The 18,992-nt window shown below is 65.3% G+C and carries 17 protein-coding genes, 3 pseudogenes and 1 riboswitch; of the genes and pseudogenes, 15 read left to right on the forward strand and 5 right to left on the reverse strand.

The genetic code is table 11. The annotated features are described in order from the left end of the window. Window positions 1-54: 54 nt before the first annotated feature. The 5 genes and pseudogenes from I6F28_RS01325 to I6F28_RS01345 all read left to right on the forward strand — a co-directional run bounded on the left by I6F28_RS01325 (window position 55) and on the right by I6F28_RS01345 (window position 6,454). Window positions 55-1,623 (forward strand): DUF4403 family protein, encoded by a 1,569-nt coding sequence (locus I6F28_RS01325; protein WP_225128367.1) that lies wholly within the window; start codon window positions 55-57, stop codon window positions 1,621-1,623. A 314-nt stretch (window positions 1,624-1,937) separates the two neighbouring features. Further along, on the forward strand, window positions 1,938-3,047 hold the full coding sequence (locus tag I6F28_RS01330) for an ABC transporter ATP-binding protein (RefSeq protein ID WP_225128368.1): 1,110 nt from the start codon (window positions 1,938-1,940) through the stop codon (window positions 3,045-3,047). 65 nt (window positions 3,048-3,112) lie between these two features. Further along, on the forward strand, window positions 3,113-4,162 hold the full coding sequence (locus I6F28_RS01335) for an ABC transporter substrate-binding protein (RefSeq protein ID WP_225128369.1): 1,050 nt from the start codon (window positions 3,113-3,115) through the stop codon (window positions 4,160-4,162). A gap of 207 nt (window positions 4,163-4,369) precedes the next feature. Continuing rightward, a pseudogene (locus I6F28_RS01340) lies at window positions 4,370-5,631 on the forward strand (ABC transporter permease). Next, window positions 5,628-6,454: pseudogene (locus tag I6F28_RS01345) on the forward strand (ABC transporter permease). Before I6F28_RS01340 ends, I6F28_RS01345 begins: the two co-directional pseudogenes overlap by 4 nt. A gap of 79 nt (window positions 6,455-6,533) precedes the next feature. On the opposite strand, the gene I6F28_RS01350 reads toward I6F28_RS01345, so the two are convergent. Both I6F28_RS01350 and I6F28_RS01355 read right to left on the reverse strand, forming a co-directional pair. Further along, window positions 6,534-7,061, reverse strand: coding sequence for a PRC-barrel domain-containing protein (locus tag I6F28_RS01350; RefSeq protein ID WP_225128371.1), 528 nt, complete (start codon window positions 7,059-7,061; stop codon window positions 6,534-6,536). A gap of 211 nt (window positions 7,062-7,272) precedes the next feature. After that, window positions 7,273-7,812, reverse strand: coding sequence for a hypothetical protein (locus tag I6F28_RS01355; RefSeq protein WP_225139101.1), 540 nt, complete (start codon window positions 7,810-7,812; stop codon window positions 7,273-7,275). 179 nt (window positions 7,813-7,991) lie between these two features. Between I6F28_RS01355 and I6F28_RS01360 the strand changes: the two genes are divergently transcribed. Both I6F28_RS01360 and I6F28_RS01365 read left to right on the forward strand, forming a co-directional pair. Continuing rightward, the gene (locus I6F28_RS01360; RefSeq protein ID WP_225139102.1) at window positions 7,992-8,762 is read left to right on the forward strand and encodes a response regulator; all 771 of its coding nucleotides are present in this window, start codon (window positions 7,992-7,994) and stop codon (window positions 8,760-8,762) included. 11 nt (window positions 8,763-8,773) lie between these two features. Beyond that, a pseudogene (locus tag I6F28_RS01365) lies at window positions 8,774-10,095 on the forward strand (HAMP domain-containing sensor histidine kinase). Here the strand turns inward: I6F28_RS01365 and I6F28_RS01370 are convergent. Then, on the reverse strand, window positions 10,096-10,296 hold the full coding sequence (locus tag I6F28_RS01370; RefSeq protein ID WP_036013259.1) for a hypothetical protein: 201 nt from the start codon (window positions 10,294-10,296) through the stop codon (window positions 10,096-10,098). Between the two features lie 230 nt (window positions 10,297-10,526). Here I6F28_RS01370 and I6F28_RS01375 point away from each other — a divergent pair, with 230 nt between their 5' ends. The 6 genes from I6F28_RS01375 (at window position 10,527) to thiC (ending at window position 16,185) form a co-directional block, all read left to right on the forward strand. Beyond that, window positions 10,527-11,090: a lytic transglycosylase domain-containing protein gene (locus I6F28_RS01375; protein ID WP_225139103.1), complete on the forward strand. Its 564-nt coding sequence runs from the start codon at window positions 10,527-10,529 to the stop codon at window positions 11,088-11,090. A 170-nt stretch (window positions 11,091-11,260) separates the two neighbouring features. After that, window positions 11,261-11,389: riboswitch (TPP riboswitch) on the forward strand. Then, window positions 11,377-12,387, forward strand: coding sequence for an FAD-dependent oxidoreductase (locus I6F28_RS01380; RefSeq protein WP_225139104.1), 1,011 nt, complete (start codon window positions 11,377-11,379; stop codon window positions 12,385-12,387). Its footprint overlaps the riboswitch before it by 13 nt. Further along, complete coding sequence (gene thiS, locus I6F28_RS01385; protein WP_225139105.1) at window positions 12,378-12,575, forward strand: sulfur carrier protein ThiS; 198 nt, start codon at window positions 12,378-12,380, stop codon at window positions 12,573-12,575. The genes I6F28_RS01380 and thiS overlap by 10 nt, the downstream gene beginning before the upstream one ends. A 169-nt stretch (window positions 12,576-12,744) precedes the next feature. Next, window positions 12,745-13,527 (forward strand): thiazole synthase, encoded by a 783-nt coding sequence (locus I6F28_RS01390; protein WP_109145910.1) that lies wholly within the window; start codon window positions 12,745-12,747, stop codon window positions 13,525-13,527. After that, complete coding sequence (locus I6F28_RS01395; RefSeq protein WP_036013245.1) at window positions 13,514-14,122, forward strand: thiamine phosphate synthase; 609 nt, start codon at window positions 13,514-13,516, stop codon at window positions 14,120-14,122. Before I6F28_RS01390 ends, I6F28_RS01395 begins: the two co-directional genes overlap by 14 nt. Window positions 14,123-14,286: 164 nt before the next feature. Then, window positions 14,287-16,185: a phosphomethylpyrimidine synthase ThiC gene (thiC, locus tag I6F28_RS01400; RefSeq protein WP_225139106.1), complete on the forward strand. Its 1,899-nt coding sequence runs from the start codon at window positions 14,287-14,289 to the stop codon at window positions 16,183-16,185. A gap of 102 nt (window positions 16,186-16,287) precedes the next feature. On the opposite strand, the gene I6F28_RS01405 is transcribed toward thiC, so the two are convergent. Beyond that, complete coding sequence (locus I6F28_RS01405) at window positions 16,288-16,773, reverse strand: DUF4262 domain-containing protein (RefSeq protein ID WP_225139107.1); 486 nt, start codon at window positions 16,771-16,773, stop codon at window positions 16,288-16,290. Between the two features lie 97 nt (window positions 16,774-16,870). Here I6F28_RS01405 and I6F28_RS01410 point away from each other — a divergent pair, with 97 nt between their 5' ends. Both I6F28_RS01410 and I6F28_RS01415 read left to right on the forward strand, forming a co-directional pair. Next, on the forward strand, window positions 16,871-17,380 hold the full coding sequence (locus I6F28_RS01410) for a mismatch-specific DNA-glycosylase (RefSeq protein ID WP_225139108.1): 510 nt from the start codon (window positions 16,871-16,873) through the stop codon (window positions 17,378-17,380). A 214-nt stretch (window positions 17,381-17,594) separates the two neighbouring features. Next, window positions 17,595-18,242, forward strand: coding sequence for a glutathione S-transferase family protein (locus I6F28_RS01415; RefSeq protein WP_225139109.1), 648 nt, complete (start codon window positions 17,595-17,597; stop codon window positions 18,240-18,242). A 15-nt stretch (window positions 18,243-18,257) separates the two neighbouring features. Here I6F28_RS01415 and I6F28_RS01420 read toward each other — a convergent pair whose 3' ends face one another. Further along, the gene (locus I6F28_RS01420) at window positions 18,258-18,803 is read right to left on the reverse strand and encodes an HD domain-containing protein (protein WP_225139110.1); all 546 of its coding nucleotides are present in this window, start codon (window positions 18,801-18,803) and stop codon (window positions 18,258-18,260) included. Window positions 18,804-18,992: the final 189 nt, after the last annotated feature.

Below are 18,992 nucleotides of genomic sequence, written 5' to 3' on the forward strand. Positions count from 1 at the left end.
AGCGCCCTCCTCGCCCGCCCTGTAGAATCCCCGTCGGGGCGACTTGGGGGATTGATGCGTCTGACGTGGAATCTGAAGACTATCCTGATCGGTGTCGCGGTGCTCGCGGCGTCGTTCTTCATCAGCCTGAAGGCGATGGACTGGCTGGCGCCGCGCGCGACGAATTCGGCGCCGCCGGTCGCACAGCTGCCGCCGCTGCCGCCGGCCTCGAAGAGCTCCATCGTGATCGCGCCGGTCGCCATCGCGCTGTCGGCGATCCGCGAGCAGGCCGAGAGGGCCGCGCCGCGCAATTTCGCCGGCAAGGCCGACAACCCGATCTCGCAGATCCTGGAGAATGCCGATATCGGCTGGTCCGCCGCCCGGGGCCCGATGGCGGCAGCCGGCGACAAGGACGTGCTGACGATCTCGACCCCGCTCACCGGCAAGCTCAACGTGACCGGCTCTCTGTCGTCGAAGGCCACAGGCGCGCTTGGCGATGCGCTTGGCAGCGTGCTCGGCGGCGACGCCGCGAAGCGGATCGGCGCGGTCAACATCAAGAACCTGAACGCGAGCGCGGAGATCAAGGGCAACGTCGTCGTCACCTCGCGCCCGAAGCTCGCCGCCGCCTGGTATCTGGAGCCCAATCTCGGCGCCCAGGTCAATCTCGGTGACACCAACCTCAACGTCGCCGGCGCCAAGGTCAACGTGCCCGCGCAGGTCAAGCCGCTGATCGACAAGACCGTCGGCGAGCAGGTCAACGCCGTCTCCGAGCGCATCCGCAACGATCCCAGCCTGCGCGAGAATGCCAAGGCGCAATGGATCAAGGCCTGCCGCTCGATCCCGCTGCAAGGATCCAGCGCCTCGGCGGCGCTGCCGCCGCTCTGGCTCGAGATGAAGCCGGTGCGCGCGATCGCGGCGCAGCCGCGCGTCGATGCGCAGGCCGTGACCTTATTGCTCGGCCTCGAAGCCGAGACACGCGTGACCTCGACGCCGACCAAGCCGGACTGTCCGTTCCCCGACAAGATCTCGATCGTGCCGCCGACCGGCACCGGCGTGAACATCGGGGTGCCGATCGACGTGCCCTTCACCGAGATCAACAAGCTGATCGCAGCGCAGATGGTCGGCCGCACCTATCCGGAGGACGGCTCCGGCCCGGTCGACGTCACCGTCAAGAGCGCCAACGTCATCCCGTCGGGTGACCAGCTGCTGATCTCGCTTCTGGTGCGCGCCAAGGAGAAGAAGAGCTGGTTCGGCCTCGGCGCCGAGGCGAATGTGCACATCTGGGGCCGGCCGGTGCTCGACCAGGCGCAACAGACGCTGCGGCTCACCGACATCCAGCTCGCGGTGGAATCCGAGGCCGCGTTCGGCCTGTTGGGCGCCGCTGCACGCGCAGTCGTCCCGCAGATGCAGCAGGCGCTGCTGCAGAGGGCAACGCTCGATCTGAAGCCGATCGCCGCCAACGCGCGCGAGAAGATCGCGGCCGCAATCGCCGACTACCAGAAGAGCGAGGACGGCCTCAAGGTCGAGGCCAGGATCGAGAGCCTCACTCTCGCCGACATCGCCTTCGATTCCAAGACCCTGCGCGTGGTCGCCGAAGCCGGCGGCTCGCTGAACGTATTCGTGACGAAGCTGTCGGGGATGTAGCGCGTCCCTGCGCATGTGAGAGCTCTTCCCTGCGGCCATCCTTCGAGACGCCCGCTTGGGCGGGCTCCTCAGGATGAGGGCGGAGTGCGCGGCAGCTGTTGCAACGAGCACGGACGCCGATGAGCCTCATCCTGAGGAGGCGCGCAAGCGCCGTCTCGAAGGACGAGGCGTGCGTGCAGGCGCCGCCACCCGTCAGAGGCGGTTGTCCCGCCACTCGCCGGACCCGCACAATTCCTCGTCGCTTGCGCCGCTGGCATTCTCGCTGCAGGATGCTAATCTCGCACGCGCATTGTAGGGGACAACGCGAGGACAACATGGAAGCCGGCATGGTCACGCCTGCGCCGGCGCTGGTGCGTTTTTCCGGCATTCAAAAGACCTATGATGGCGAGCATCTCGTGGTGAAGAACCTCGACCTCGACATCAGGAAGGGCGAATTCATCACCCTGCTCGGCCCGTCGGGATCGGGCAAGACGACCACGCTGATGATGCTGGCCGGCTTCGAGGTGCCGACCCATGGCGAGATCTACCTCAGCGAGCGGCCGATCAAGAACGTGCCGCCGCACAGGCGCGACATCGGCATGGTGTTCCAGAACTACGCGTTGTTTCCGCACCTGACGATCGCGGAAAACATCGCCTTCCCGCTATCGGTTCGCAAGTCGAGCAAGGCGGAAACGCAAGAGCGCGTCAGCGCAGCGCTGCGCATGATCAAGATGGAAACTTTGGCGCACCGGCGGCCCGGGCAATTGTCCGGCGGTCAGCAGCAGCGGGTGGCGCTGGCCCGCGCGCTGGTGTTCAATCCGCAGCTCGTGCTGATGGACGAGCCCCTGGGCGCGCTGGACAAGCGGCTGCGGGAGCAGATGCAGCTGGAGATCAAGCAGCTGCACGAGACGATGGGCATCACGGTCGTCTATGTCACCCACGACCAGAGCGAAGCGCTCACGATGTCGGACCGCATCGCCGTATTCAACGACGGCATCGTGCAGCAGATCGACCGCCCCGACGCGCTGTATGAGCATCCCGTGAACAGCTTCGTCGCCCATTTCATCGGCGAGAACAATGTGCTCGCCGGCACCGTGGAAACCGTCGAAAGGGATTATTGCCGCGTGGCGCTGGCCGGTGGCGGCACAGTCGCCGCACGGGCGGTCAACGTGTCAGGCGCGGGCGCATCGACCTCTCTGTCGGTGCGGCCGGAGCGTGTCGCAATAATTCCCAATGGCAATTCCAGTGAGGGACCGAACCGGCTGCCGGCAAAAGTGCAGAACACCATCTATCTCGGCGACCACGCGCTGGCCGTGCTGGATGTGGCCGGCAACGCCGAGTTCATGGTCAAGCTTCAGCCGGGAGCGCATCACGGCCTAAGACCTGGCGAAAGCGTGTTCATCACCTTCCGCCCGGAAGACTGCCTCGCCCTCGATCCCGTCTGATCTGCCGGCGACGAAACTGAAACAATCAATGTCAACGCAACTCACATGAAGAAGGAACGAAGACCATGCTGAAGCGCAAGATTGCTCTGGGTTTCGCCGCGGCATTGGGCGCCGGTGTCGCGCTGACCAATGTCGCAGAAGCGCGTGACCTCACTGTCGTCTCGTGGGGCGGCGCGTATCAGGAGGCCCAGAAGAAGGTCTATTTCGAGCCGTTCAAGAAAGCATCCGGCATCGCGATGAACGACGAATCCTGGGACGGCGGCGTCGGCGTGCTGCGCGCCAAGGTGCAGGGAGGCGCCGCCACCTGGGACGTCGTCCAGGTCGAGAGCGATGAGCTCGCGGTCGGCTGCGAGGAAGGCCTGTTCGAGAAACTGGACTATTCCAAGATCGGCGGCGAGGCCGCCTACATCCCGCCGTCGGTCAATCCTTGCGGGGTCGGCGCCATCCTCTACGATTTCGTCCTCGGCTACGACAAGGACAAGCTGAAGGAGGCCCCGAAAGGCTGGGCCGACTTCTTCGACACCAAGAAGATTCCGGGCAAGCGCGCGCTGCGCCAGGGCCCGAAGACCACGCTGGAGATCGCCCTCATGGCCGACGGCGTCGCACCGAAGGACGTCTACAAGGTGCTGGCGACCGACGAAGGCATCGAGCGCGCCTTCAAGAAGCTCGACACCATCAAGGGCGACCTCGTCTGGTGGAAGGCCGGCGCGCAGCCGCCGCAATTGCTCGCCTCCGGCGAGGTGGCGATGACCTCGGTCTACAATGGCCGCATCGACACCGCGAACAAGAACGAGAAGAAGAACTTCGGCATGGTGTGGGGCGGCGCGCTCTTCACCCTCGACAGCTGGGTCATCCTGAAGGGGAGCCCGAACAAGGATGCGGCCTACAAGTTCCTGGACTTCGTCGGAAAGGCGGAGAACCAGTCCAAGCTGTCGGAGAACATTGCCTATGGCACTTCGAACAAGGATGCCGCCGGCCGGCTCGCGCCCGCCGTCCTGAAGGACCTGCCGACGGCGCCTGACAACATCAAGAACGCGGTCGAGATCAACGTGGCTTTCTGGCTCGAGAACATCGACCGCCTGACCGAGCGCTTCAACAAATGGGCCGCGAAATAGCGGGAGCAGCTAGACGTGCGCGCGGACAACTCGCCCGTGGCGCATCCTTCGAGACGCCCGCCTACGGCGGGCCCTCAGGATGAGGTCTGAGTCTGTGGCAGCGACGTTACTGGCACCAATGTCAATGAGCCTCATCCTGAGGAGACCGCGAAGCGGTCGCCTCGAAGGACGAGGCGCTTGCTCAGGCTGCTCCAAGAGGCTTTCTCCATGACAGCAGCGCCCGCGCTCGGCGCCGATAACAAGACTGAGGTGCCGCTCAAACGCCGATTGAGGCGTGCGGAGCGGACACGCCAGGTCAAGGCATTGGCGCTGGTCCTGCCGCTTCTGCTGTTTCTGCTCTTCACCTTCGCAGGTCCCATCGCCGGCATGCTGTGGCGCTCGGTCGAGGACTGGGAGGTGCGTCAGGTCCTGCCGCAAACGGTCGCTGCTCTTGCCAGTTGGGACGGCAAGGACTTGCCGGATGAAAACGCCTATGCGGCGCTTGCAAGCGACATCCTGGCGGCGCGCGCCGCCGGCACCCTTGCGATTGCGGCCAAACGGCTCAACTACGCGCTGAACGGCTTCCGCACGATCCTGACCAGCACAGGACGCAATCTGAAGGCGGTGCCTGAGCCCGGTACGGCCAGGGAGACGCTGGGCAGGATCAGCCCCGCCTGGCGCGAACGCGCCACCTGGACCACGATCAAGGACGCCGGCGGCCCGATCACCGGCTTCTACCTGCTCGCCGCGCTCGACCTGACGCGAAACGCCGACGGCGCGATCGTCGCCGCACCACCGGATCAGGCCATCTACCGCGACATTTTCCTCCGCACCTTCCTCATCAGCCTCGCTGTCACGGCCCTCTGCCTGATTCTCGGCTTTCCGGTCGCCTACCTCCTGGCGACGCTGCCGCCCGGCCGGTCGAACCTCTTGATGATCTTCGTGCTGCTGCCGTTCTGGACGTCGCTCCTGGTTCGCACCTGCGCCTGGATCGTCCTGTTGCAGAGCAAGGGCGTCGTGAACGATAGTCTGCTCTGGCTCGGCATCATCGACGCACCCTTGCGCCTGATCTACAACCGCTTCGGCGTCTGCGTTGCCATGACCCACGTTCTGCTGCCGTTCATGATCCTGCCGCTGTACAGCAGCATGAAGGCGATCTCGCCCGCCTACATGCGTGCCGCCGCTTCGCTCGGTGCACCGCCCCTCACCGCCTTCCTGCGGATCTACCTGCCGCAGACCCTGCCTGGCATCGGCGCGGGAAGCCTGCTCGTCTTCATCCTGGCGCTCGGCTACTACATCACGCCGGCCCTCGTCGGCGGCGCCGCCGACCAGATGATCAGCTACTTCATCGCCCTCTACACGACCGAGACGGCCAATTGGGGCCTTGCTTCGGCGCTGGGCGCGGTGCTGCTGCTCGCCACCGTTCTGCTCGCTCTCGTCTACGGCAAGCTGGTGCAGGCCAGCAGGTCACGGGAGGCATGAAGAATTGACCGACAACTCCTTGCGCACGCCCAGCCAGCGCATCGCGTGGACCGCGACCATCGTTGTCTCCACCCTCGTGTTCATCTTCCTGATCGCGCCGATCCTGGCGATCATGCCGCTGTCGTTCAGTTCTGGCTCGTACCTCACCTATCCGCTGCCGAGCCTTTCCTTGCGCTGGTACGACGACTTCATCAATTCGCCGCGATGGATGAACTCGCTCAAGAACAGCATGATCATCGGCATCGCCTCGACGCTGTTGTCCATGGTGCTCGGCACGCTGGCGGCGCTCGGGCTGGCGCAGTGGAAGAGCCGGTTCAAGCCGCTCGTGCTGGCCTTCGTGCTGTCGCCGGTGGTCGTGCCCGGGGTCATCACCGCGGTCGGCCTGTCTTCTTCTTCGCGCCGATCGGGCTGACCGGCAGCTATCTCGGTCTGATCCTGGCCCACACCGCGCTGGCGACGCCCTTCGTGGTGATCACGGTCGGGGCGACGCTGCAGAGCTTTGACACCAACCTGGCACGCGCCGCCGCCTCGCTCGGCGCCTCGCCAATCTACGCGTTCCGTCGCGTGATCCTGCCGCTGATCCTGCCGGGTCTGGCATCAGGCGCGCTGTTCGCGTTCGCAACCAGCTTCGACGAGGTGGTGATCGTGCTGTTCATGGCGGGCCCCGAGCAGCGCACCCTGCCGCGCGAGATGTTCAGCGGCATCCGCGAGAACATCAGCCCGACCATCACGGCAGCGGCCGTGATCTTGACGACCGTCTCGGTCATCTTGCTCGCCACCCTGGAAGCCCTGCGCCGACGCAATGAACGGCTCAAGGGCAGCGGGGGTTGAGGACGCAGGAAGTTAAAGACACGACAGCGCGCCCGGTGAAAACCAGGCGCGCTTCGTTCAGGCAGTTACGCGAGCCGCATTACTCCGCGTACTTGAACTGCGGCATGTTCTTCAGCTCGTCCTTGCTGGCATTGAACACGGCGTGGTCCGGGTACCATTTCGACGCGGACGACGTCGATGCGGTCGCTGCGGGCCTGTCGGTACCGGTCGCAGCGCCGGTCGTCGTGCCTGCGGGCCGGGCGCCGGTGTTCGCGCCGGTGCCGGTATAGGCGACGGGCTCGTTGACGAACTTCAGCTTCTCGTAGGGCACGGCGACCAGATGCTCGCCCATGCCGAGGAAGCCGCCGACTCCGATCACGGCGATCTTGATGTCACCGTTCTTGTCCATCAGCAGGTCGTTGATCGTGCCGATGTTCTCGTTGGCCTCGTTGTAGACTTTCAGGCCATCCATCTTCGAGGTACGCCACTGGCCGGAAGCCGTCGTGGTCGTTGCGGTGGCCGCAGGGGCCGCCTTGTCGGTGGTGGCGGCGGGCGGCGTTTGCGCGAATGCGACGGTCGCAAGTAGCGCGGTACCGGCGAGGCCGGTTACGATCGATTTCATCAACATTGTTGTCCTCTCCTTCACAGAAAACTCGTGCGGAGAAAACCGCTCTGATCGGGCGCAGTTCCGTGCGCGCCGCAATTTCGTCGCGCCATGCGCGAACTGTTCCTGCGTCACTCAGGAACATTTTGCGGTGCACGGTTCCCCGCCGAGGATCATGCGCATTAGGGCAAGGCAGGACCGCGGCGAAGACCGCACCGACCCGGCGTCGCCGAGGTCAGCTCTTGTAGTCGATCAGGAGCGCGGCGAAGCTCGAATTGCCGGTTGAGCTGCCATTGGCACCGTAGGAGGATGCTGACGATTGCGATTGCTGCAGCGCCTGGAGGAATTGCTGGAGGATCTCGGCGGTGGTCTGGTCCGTCGAGCTGCTGCTCGTCGAATCCGTCGTCGTCGAATCCGAAGAGCCGTCGTCCGGCGGCGGACCGCCTGGTCCACCCGCGCCGCCCGCGAAGGCCGACTGAAACACGCTTTTCAGCTCCTCGGCCTGTTCGGAGGTCAGCGTCCCGTTCGACACTTCGCTCGAGATGAGGTCCTCGATCCTCGACTGCATCTCGTCCTTGGAGGGAGGCGCGCCGCTCGACTGGCCGCTCGATCGGCTCTGCTGGAGCGCCGTGTCGATATCCGTCAGCGCCGTCGAGAGCGCGGACTGGTCCGACGACGAGATCGTGCCGGCGGAGACTTGCGACTGCAATTCCTGCTGAAGCCGTTGCAGTGGCGATTGATAGCTGCCGGCGGAGGCCGCCGAGATCGAGGTCATGATGGCTCCCTTGGTTTTGCGGGTTTCGCCGCGGACCACGCCACGGTATGGTTAACGGCCTTAACGAGAGCTTCCCGCTCGGCGGTGGGGCGATTGCCGTCCGTTGCTGACCGCCCGGTAGAAACAATTCGAAACAAAAATCTTCGCCTTTTGGCCGGAATTTTGGACAAACAAGGTCCATGGCCATTCCCAATCCCAACATCCTGGTCGTCGAGGACGACCGCGAAACCCGGACGCTGATTGCGAAATATCTGCGCAACAACGCCTGCAACGTCACCGCCGTCGCCGACGGCCGCGAGATGTCGCGCGCCATGGCCGACCACCGCGTCGATCTTATCATCCTGGACGTCATGCTGCCTGGCGACGACGGCCTCAGCCTGTGCCGCAAGGTGCGCGCCGAAAACCAGACGCCGATCATCATGCTGACCGCGCGCGGCGAGGACATCGACCGCATCGTCGGCCTCGAGATGGGCGCGGACGATTATCTGCCGAAGCCGTTCAACCCGCGCGAGCTGCTCGCCCGCATCAACGCGGTGCTGCGTCGCCAGGCGGCCGCGCAAGCGGCGAGCTCGGTCGAAGGTGCCTCCGCGCTCACCTTCGAAGGCTGGCGCATCGATCTGCGCTTGCGCGAGCTCCGCAATCCCGCAGGCGCGCGCGTCGCGGTGACCAGCGCCGAGTTCGACCTGCTGCGCACGTTCTGCGAGCGGCCCGGCCGCGTGCTGTCGCGCGACAGCCTGCTCGACCTCACGCAGGGGCGCAACACCGGCGCGTTCGAGCGCTCCATCGACGTCTTGGTCAGCCGCATCCGCCGCAAGATCGAGCCCAATCCGGCCGATCCCACCCTGATCAAGACGGTGCGCTCCGGCGGCTATCTTTTCACGCCACGAACCGAGGTCGCGAAAACCGAGGCAGCAAGCGCCGAAGCGACCGCAGTGCCCGTGAGCAGCTGAGGGGGACGACGATGAAGCCGTTTTCGTTCTTCCACCTCAAGGGTATCGGCGGGCAGATCGCCGCGCTGGTGCTGGCCTCGACAGTGGCGCTCCATCTCGTCATCACCACCGCCTTCCTGATTATCCGGCAGGACCGCCCTGATGCCCCGCCGGACCGGGCGCATCAACTGGCCGATGCCGCGCTGCTGCTCGAGGCGGCGGAGGCGAGCGAGCGTCCGCGCCTCGTCACCGATCTCGCGCGCGCCTTCCCCGGGCTCGGCATCGAGATGCTGGCGCCCGGCACGGCCAATCTCGCGGAGAGCGACAGCCTGCATCTGCGCTGGATGCGCCGCCATCTCGGCCGCGCCTACAAGACCGGACGGCTGGCTTCAGGCAGCATCGAGCCCCGTATCGGCGTGCAATTGCCCGACGGCACCGTGATCGCGGGCCATGTCGATGGCGCCCCGCGGCCGTTGTTCTCTGGCGCGCCCTGGCTGATGGCACTGATGAGCGCCTTCATCTGCGTCACCGTGCTCGGCCTGTGGGCGGCGCGCGCGCTGACGAGGCCGCTGTCGTCCTTCGCCGCGGCGGCGGAGAATTTCAGCCTCGAGGGCGCCGCCGAGCCGCTGCCCGAGCGCGGCCCGGAGGAGATCCGCGCGGTGGCGCGCGCGCTCAACCGCATGCACGAGCGGATCGTGCGGCTGATGTCGGACCGCACGCGGATGCTGGCGGCGATCAGCCACGATTTGCGCACGCCGATCACGCGGCTGCGCCTGCGCGCCGAGTTCATCGAGGACGAAGCCAACCGCAAGCGCATGCTGATGGATCTCGACCAGATGCGCGCGATGCTGGAATCGGTGCTGTCGCTCTTGCGCGACGACCGCAAGGTCGAGGCGGTGACGCTGGTCGACATCGCCAGCACGCTGCAGCTCGTCGCCGATCAATTCGGCGACATGGGCCAAGTCGTGCACTATGTCGGGCCGGCGTCCGCGACCGCCGCCGCGCGGCCCGACGATCTGCATCGCGGCGTCACCAACCTGGTCGAGAACGCGGTGCGCTTCGGCGCCGAGGTGACGATCCGCCTCGACGTCTCGGACGCCATGCTCGTCATCGACGTCGAGGACGACGGCCCGGCATTTCGGATGCACGCAAGCAGGAGATGCTGGAGCCGTTCGCGCGCGGCGACGACGCGCGCACCATGGACTACTCCACCGGCTTCGGGCTCGGCCTGTCGATCGCGCGCGCAATCGCGCTCGGCCACGGCGGCGAGCTGTCGCTGCATGACCGCGCCCCGCGCGGCCTGATCGTGCGGATGCGATTGCCGGTCTCGCAGGCGCCGTGCCTTGCCGCCTGATCAAGCCGCGAGCGGCGGGTGCTCGATCGCCTCGTGCGGGAAGATCGCCACCGCCTCGAAGCGGTAATTGCAGGCGTGGCAGGTCCAGAGATAGGAGACGCGCCCTTCGCCCGGCTCGATCCAGTCAGGGAACGGGATCGGTGTGCCACATTGTGCACAAGGGTTCTGCTTGGGAATGTCGTCGATGTCTGCAGGGGTCATGGACGTCTCCCGAGTGCTGGCTTTGACTAGCGATTGTTGGGCGAATGCGCGAAATGGACAGACCCGCTGTCACGTAAGGCGCTCCACCAGCTCCGAGCTTAACCCAGGTTTAAGTCGCAAAAGCGACGAGCCGGCGAAAATCGCCGTTGGTGACATTTCGCCACATCATCGCCGTGTTCCCACGGCCTAACGCGCTGGGGCGCGGGTCCGTTCTGCCGAGGAATACTTCGATGAAAATCTTACGAATTGTCGCGCTGCTCGCGGCCGGATTGACGTTGCCGCAGGCAGCTTGCGCCGGGCAAGCCGAATATGCCGAGATGGTGGCCGCCCATGCCCGCGCCAACGGCGTGCCGGAAGCACTGGTGCATCGTGTCATCATGCGTGAGAGCCGCTATCAGCCGCATGTGGTCGGTCGCGGCGGCACTATCGGGCTGATGCAGATCAAGCTCGCGACCGCCCGCGGGGTCGGCTACACCGGCGATGCAGCCGGCCTGCGCGATCCCAACACCAACCTCACCTACGCTGTGAAATACCTCGCCGGCGCCTACCGCGCCGCCAATGGCGATCACGCGCGAGCCGTGCGTTATTTCGCGGGCGGCTATTACTATGCTGCAAAGCGCCAGCGGCAGGAGGCGGTCCAGGTCGCCCATGCGGGCGAGACCATGGGCCAAGGCACTATGGGCCAGCCCTGGCTCGAGCCGAACGGCAATCCGCAGCCGATGTTCGCCGCTCCGACCCACAGGAAGCTCGCCCAGCGCGTCCGTAACGCGCGGGCGCAGGTTCCCGCTCATTGATCTCCGTTATGGCCGGGCTTGACCCGGCCATCCACGTCTTGCATCTGCGCCAAGTACGTGGATGCCCGGGCCTTCGCCTCGCCGAAGCGGCTTCGGCCGCGCAGGCGGGACAAGCCCGGGCATGACGACTGTTACCGCGTTGACCACCCCATCCTGCTGGCATACATTAGCACCGTTCCGAGGGGTGCTCCGAGGAGGAGCTGAGATACCGCTAAATGGGCAATACCGCCCAGGACCGCGGTGACCCTTTGAACCTGATCCGGGTCATGCCGGCGAAGGGACAGGGATGTTGCAGACCATCAAGCGACCGGATTCACCGGTATCCATCATCGGCGCAGGCATCGCGGGCGCCTGGCAGGCCTTGCTGTTCGCGCAGGCCGGCCACGCCGTCACCTTGCACGAGCGCGGTGACGAGGCGATGACGGATGCCACCAGCCATTGGGCCGGCGGCATGCTCGCGCCCTATTGCGAGGCCGAGGTCGCCGAACCCATCATCAGCCGCCTCGGCCTGCGCTCGCTCGATCTCTGGCGGCGCGAGCTGCCCGACACGCCGTTCAACGGCTCGCTGGTCGTCGCCCACCCGCGCGAGCGCAACGATTTCGAGCGGTTTGCGCGCATGACCGCGGATCACCGCCGGCTCGATGCCGCCGGCCTTGCCGCGCTCGAGCCGTCGCTGGAGGGCCGCTTCCGCGACGCGCTGTTCTTCCCCGCCGAGGGCCATGTCGAGCCGCGCCGCGTGCTGCCGCAGCTGCACGAGCGCATCAAGGCTGCCGGCGGCACCATCAAGTTCTGCAGCGACGTCACCGCGAACGAGCTAGACGGCATCGTCATCGACTGCCGCGGCCTTGGTGCCCGCGACGAGCAGAGCGAGCTTCGCGGCGTCAAGGGCGAGATGATCCTGATCGAGACGGACGAGGTGCAGCTGGCGCGCCCGGTGCGGCTGATCCATCCGCGTTGGCCGCTCTACGTGATCCCGCGTGAGAACGGCCTGTTCATGCTGGGCGCGACCTCGATCGAGGCCGAAGACACCGGCGTCAGCGTGCGCTCCGCGCTGGAGCTCTTGGGCGCGGCCTATACCGTGCACCCGGCGTTCGGCGAGGCCCGCATCGTCGAATTCGGCTCGGGGCTGCGCCCCGCTTATCCCGACAATCTGCCGCGCATCGGCATTCGCGATCGTAAGATCAGCGTCAACGGCCTCTACCGCCACGGCTTCCTGATTGCGCCGGCGCTCGCCGAGCTGACGCTCGCCTATGTCGAGCGCGGCCAGATCGACAACGAGGTAATGCAATGCGCGTGATCGTCAATGGTGAGCAGCGCGAGGTCAGCGCAGCCAGCGTCGACGCGCTGCTCGCCGAGCTCGACTACGAAGGCAGCCATTTCGCCATCGCGCTCAATTACGACGTCGTGCCGAAGAGCCGCTGGGCGGAGACGCTGCTGCAAGCCGGCGACGAGATCGAGATCATCACGCCGCGGCAGGGAGGGTGAGCCGAATGACGGAGCGCGCCTTCCATCTGCCGCCCGTTCAGGGTTCTTTCCGTCATTGCGAGGAGCGCAGCGACGAAGCAATCCAGAGTGTCTCCGCGGATGAATCTCTGGATTGCTTCGCTTCGCTCGCAATGACGGCGGAGAGAGCCTTAATCGAGGAAACACCCACATGGTGACCTTCTACGGCAAAACCTTCGCCTCCCGCCTGCTGATCGGCAGCGCGCTCTATCCCTCGCCTGCGATCATGCAAGAGGCGATCCGCGCCTCCGGTGCCAACATCGTCACGGTGTCACTGCGGCGCGAATCCGCCGGCGGCAAGACTGGCGATGCGTTCTGGAAGCTGATCCGCGAGCTCGACGTGTCAGTGCTGCCGAACACCGCGGGATGCCGCACCGTGCGCGAGGCGGTGACGACGGCCAAGCTCGCACGCGAATTGTTCGGCACAAGCTGGATCAAGCTGGAGGTCATCGCCGACAACGACACGCTGCAGCCCGACGTCGTCGGCCTGGTCGAAGCCGCCGGCATCCTGATCAAGGACGGTTTTGAAGTCTTCCCCTATTGCACCGAGGACCTCTCGGTCGCGAGCCGCCTGGTCGAAACGGGGTGCAAGGTGGTGATGCCGTGGGCCGCGCCGATTGGCAGCGCCAAGGGCATCACCAACCGCGATGCGCTAAAACTGTTGCGCGAGCGGCTGCCCGACATCACGCTGGTGGTCGACGCTGGCCTCGGCGCGCCTTCTCACGCCGCGCAGGCGTTCGAGCTCGGCTATGATGCCGTGCTGCTCAACACCGCCATCGCCAAAGCCGCCGATCCCGTCGCAATGGCGAACGCCTTCCGCCTCGGCTGTGAGGCCGGCCGCACCGCTTACGAGGCCGGGCTGATGAACGCCCGCGACTTCGCCTCGCCCTCCACCCCTGTCGTTGGGACCCCGTTCTGGCATGCCGTATCCTGATCGCTTCTATCCCGTGGTTGATAGCCTGGCCTGGGTCGAACGCCTGACCAAGCTCGGCGTCGGCACCATCCAGCTGCGCGCCAAAGAGCTGAACGACGCCGACGCGCTGCAGATCGTCACCGACGCGCTGGCCATCACCAAGGACACGCAGGCCAAGCTGGTGGTGAACGATTATTGGCGCGCAGCGATCGTTGCGGGTGCACAATACCTGCATCTCGGCCAGGAGGATCTTGCAGACGCAGATCTCGGCGCTATCCGCGAGGCCGGCCTCAAGCTCGGCATCTCCACCCATGACGACGCCGAGCTTGAGACCGCGCTGGCGGCGAAGCCCGACTACGTCGCGCTCGGCCCGATCTTCTTCACGACCCTGAAATCGATGCGCTTCGAGCCGCAGGGCATTCCCAAGATCACCGAATGGAAGCAGCGCATCGGCACCATCCCGCTGGTTGCCATCGGCGGCATCAAGTTCGAGCACGCCGCGGAGATTTTTGCCGCCGGCGCGGATTCCATTGCTGTTGTCTCCGACGTCACCCAGAACCCCGACCCCGATGCCCGCGTGCGGCAATGGCTCGACGGTTCAAAGGAGGCGGCATGACCGAAACTCTCTCCACCGTCATTGCGAGGAGCCCTTGCGACGAAGCAATCCAGACTGTCTCCGCGGACGCAGTTCTGGATTGCTTCGCTGCGCTCGCAATGACGAAGAACTTCGTCACCAGCGTCGTCCCGGCGCCCAAGCATACGAATTAACCGGAGGATCCCATGAACATCCGCTCCAACCCCGATAAAACCGTCCCCGCCGTCACCACCGGCCCCCTGCCCTCCTCGCGAAAAATCTTCGCGACCCCCGACGCCGCGCCTGATATCCGCGTGCCCTTGCGCGAGATCATCCTGTCCGAAGGCGCGGGCGAGCCGAACCTGCCGGTCTATGATACCTCGGGCCCTTACACCGATCCCTCCGTCACGATCGACGTCAACGCCGGCTTGGCGCGCAACCGCAAGCAATGGGTGCTGGAGCGCGGCGGCGTCGAGGAATATGAGGGCCGCCAGATCAAGCCGGAGGACAATGGCAGCGTCTCCACGGACAAGGCCGCGCGCGCCTTCTCGGCCTATCACAAGCCGCTGCGCGGCCTCGACGGCCACAAGGTGACGCAGCTCGAGTTCGCCCGCGCCGGCATCATCACCAAGGAGATGATCTACGTCGCCGAACGGGAAAATCTCGGCCGCAAGCAGCAGCTCGAGCGCGCCGAAGCCGCACTCGCCGACGGCGAAAGTTTTGGCGCGTCGGTGCCCGCCTTCATCACCCCCGAGTTCGTCCGCGACGAGATAGCGCGCGGCCGCGCCATCATCCCCTCCAACATCAACCACTCAGAGCTCGAGCCGATGATCATCGGCCGCAACTTCCTGACCAAGATCAACGCCAATATCGGCAACTCGGCGGTGACCTCGTCGGTCGAGGAAGAGGTCGAGAAGATGGTATGGGCGATCCGCTGGGGCGCCGACACCGTGATGGACCTCTCGACTGGCCGCAACATCCACACCACGCGTGAGTGGATTTTGCGCAACTCGCCGGTGCCGATCGGCACCGTGCCGATCTACCAGGCGCTGGAGAAGTGCAACGGCGATCCCGTCAAGCTGACCTGGGAGCTCTACAAGGACACCTTGATCGAGCAGTGCGAGCAGGGCGTCGACTATTTCACCATCCACGCCGGCGTGCGCCTGCAATACATCCACCTCACCGCCAGCCGCGTCACCGGCATCGTCTCCCGCGGCGGCTCGATCATGGCGAAGTGGTGCCTGGCGCATCACAAGGAGAGCTTCCTCTACACCCATTTCGACGAGATCTGCGACCTCATGCGCAAGTATGACGTCTCGTTCTCGCTCGGCGACGGCCTGCGTCCGGGCTCGATCGCCGACGCCAACGACCGCGCGCAGTTTGCGGAGCTGGAGACGCTCGGTGAGCTCACAAAGATCGCATGGGACAAGGGCTGCCAGGTCATGATCGAAGGCCCCGGCCACGTGCCGATGCACAAGATCAAGATCAACATGGACAAGCAGCTCAAGGAGTGCGGCGAGGCGCCGTTCTACACGCTCGGGCCGCTGACCACCGACATCGCGCCGGGCTACGACCACATCACGTCAGGCATTGGAGCAGCCATGATCGGCTGGTTCGGCTGCGCCATGCTCTGCTACGTCACGCCGAAGGAGCATCTCGGCCTGCCCGACCGCAACGACGTCAAGACCGGCGTCATCACCTACAAGATCGCCGCCCACGCCGCCGACCTCGCCAAGGGCCACCCCGCCGCGCAACTGCGCGACGACGCCCTCTCCCGCGCGCGGTTCGAATTCCGCTGGACCGACCAGTTCAACCTCGGCCTCGATCCCGACACCGCGAAAAACTTCCACGACGAGACGCTGCCGAAGGAAGCCCACAAGGTCGCCCATTTCTGCTCGATGTGCGGCCCAAAATTCTGCTCGATGAAGATCACGCAGGACGTGCGGGATTACGCGGCAACGCTGAACGACCCGAACAGCGTGGGGATGTCGATGAGCGGCACCGCCGAGGACGGCATGGCGAAGATGAGCGCGAAGTTCAAGGAGATGGGCGAGAGCTTGTACCTGGATGCGGAGAAGGTGAAGGAGAGCAATCGCGTGTTGTAAGGGACTCGTGCTGCGCTCGTCATGCCCGGGCTTGACCCGGGCAGCCATCCGAAATTGAGAGGCCGGGCAAAATGCCCGGCTTTTTTTTTGCGAAGCATCCCTTCAAGCAACCATTTTCTTTAACAGCGGCTGATCCTTTTTGACATCGGGTGAGCATTCCGCCTCCCAGGGGAAACGCCTATTGACGTCTTGCCAGATGACTTGGAGACACGGGAATGCGAACCGCGACTTCTGGTAAAACCAGATCGCCGTGCCGAGATATTCGCGATAGACACCGAGCGGCACCTGCCAGAATCCGAGCTTGTAGCCGTTCTCCAGCATGTCATCGGCGACATCGCCGTCGACGAATTGATGCCCTGTTGCGACGCGGTCGCGGATAAGGTTGATGATGGCCTGCGCCGTTTCGGCTCTCTGGCCGAAAATGATGAGTTCGGGATGCCCATAGTTCAGATACAGACCGATTGAAAATGCAAACGGCGGGTTGGCGTCGGGTATGCCTGTGATATGACAGCCGTGGTTGCGGACGTTGCGCAAAATGACCTTGTCGGCTTCGTGTTCGGGCTCGGGCCACTCAAACTGATCTTGCATTCTTCCTTCAACCGGCCTGAGGCGCACGGCGCTCGCACACCCCTGACAATATCGACGGCAGATTCAGGAAAGAAGCAAGTCAATAGTCGCATCGAAGATGTCCAACACCATCCACCGCCTCCCCGACCAGCTCCGCCCCAACATCCGCCTCGTTTTCGTCGGCACCGCCGCCTCGACCCGCTCGGCCGAGCTCGGGCACTATTACGCCCATCCCGGCAACCGCTTCTGGCGCGCGCTCCATGAGGCCGGGATCACGCCGCGCCGCTATCAGCCGGGCGAGTTCGCATCGCTGATCGCGCTCGGGATCGGCTTCACCGATCTCTGCAAGACGGGCGCCGGGATGGATCACCAGATCGCGGCGGGGACGTTCGACGTGCCGGGCTTCAGGGCGAAGATGGAAAAGTACCGGCCGCGGACGATTGCCTTCACGAGCAAGAAGGCGGCGAGCTTGTTTTACGGCCGGCCGTCGGCTGCGATTGCGCCGGGGCGGCAGGCGCGCGACGGAAGCTGGCCGGAGACATTCGTGCTGCCCTCGCCATCAGGAGCTGCGTCCGGGCATTGGACGCTGGAGCCGTGGCGGGAGTTAGCCAAGTGGATCGCTGCGTAGGGTGGGTTAGACGTGCGGATGCGCGAAGCGCAGTCCGCCCGTCGTAACCCACCACTTCTGTCGCCGCGGACGCAGACGTGGTGGGTTACGCCTTGCCCCGTCCCGTGGGGATGGACCGCGTATGGAAACGGCTAACCCACCCTACAAGACGAGTGTCGGAATCCGTCTCCGCCAATCGTCCTCCGGACCAAGCGCGACGCACATGGAGCCCCCCATGCCCACCATCACCGCCTTCGAATCCTCCCCCGACCGCGGCAAGGGCCACGCGCGCGACATGCGGGTGCGCTGGGCGCTGGAAGAGGTCGGCCAACCCTACGACGTTCGCCTCCTCTCCTTCGCCGCGATGAAACAGCCGACGCATCGCGCGCTGCATCCGTTCGGGCAGATCCCGACCTATGAAGACGGCGATCTCACTCTGTTCGAGTCCGGCGCGATCGTGCTCCACATCGCCGAACACCACGATGGCTTGCTGCCGAAGGATGCCAACGCGCGCAGCCGCGCCATCGCATGGATGTTCGCCGCGCTAAGCACGGTGGAGCCGCCGATCGTCGAGCTCTCCATGGCGATGCTGTTGGAGCGCGACAGGAGCTGGCACGCCGAGCGCCTGCCCGGCTTGCAGGAGCGTGTGCGCATCAGGCTCGGCGAATTGTCCGGCCACATCAGTAATGCCGACTGGCTCGACGGCGCCTTCAGCGCCGGCGATCTCATGATGGTGACCGTGCTGCGGCGGCTGAATACGTCAGGCCTGCTCGATGAATTTCCTGAGATCGCTGCCTATGTCGCGCGCGGCGAGGCGCGGCCGGCATTCAGGCGGGCGTTCGAGGCGCAGCTCGCGGTGTTCACGGCCGCGCCGCGTTCGTAGGCGGGTCAGCCCGCTTCAGCTCAGCTTGGCCAGCTCGCGGGCGAGGTTGGCACGGGCTTGCCGATCGAACATCGCGGCGAAGGCCGGATCGGGAAAGATGACCTCGCGTGCCGCGAAACGGCGCAGCACGCGGGCGCGGCCGGCCCGATAGTCCTCCTCGGCGACATGGCTGAACTCCCGGCGGATCGCGGCGGCATAGGCATCGTAGCGGGCGGGATCGGCGCCGAGAATGCTGAGGTCGATCGAGATCAGGATCGCCCCGAGACGATCGCCGGGCGGAACGTCGTGCGTTTTGGTCAAGCGGATCAGGCGGCCGACCTCCTGGCGAAGCTCGGCGCGGACGTGCTGCTCGGCGAGCTCCGCGCTGCGCTCCTCGTTGTCCGTCCGCGTCGGATCGTAGACGGCGTCGTGCCACCAGATCGCTTCCGACAGCGTCTCGCGCTCGGCGACCGAGAGACCATCGATCCGCGCGAGCGCCGCCAGGCAATCCTCGATATGCGCGAGATTGTGATAGTGGCGGCCGGGCGCCGCATAGGCAGCGACCAATTCGTCGCGGGTCATGGGCGAAGTCTCACGTCGTCGATCTTGTCCTTGTTGATGGCCATCGTCATCTCCCGGACCAGAGGATCGCGGTCATCCTATTGCGCAAAAGGCAATTCGCAAATGGCGCTCTGACGTAGCCCGGATGAGCGCAAGCGATATCCGGGGACCCCATTCCCGCATGTCGCTGCGCTCATGCGGGCCACGAGG

The sequence above is a fragment of the Bradyrhizobium sp. NBAIM14 genome (assembly GCF_020193895.1).
Classification (GTDB): Bacteria; Pseudomonadota; Alphaproteobacteria; order Rhizobiales; family Xanthobacteraceae; genus Bradyrhizobium; species Bradyrhizobium yuanmingense.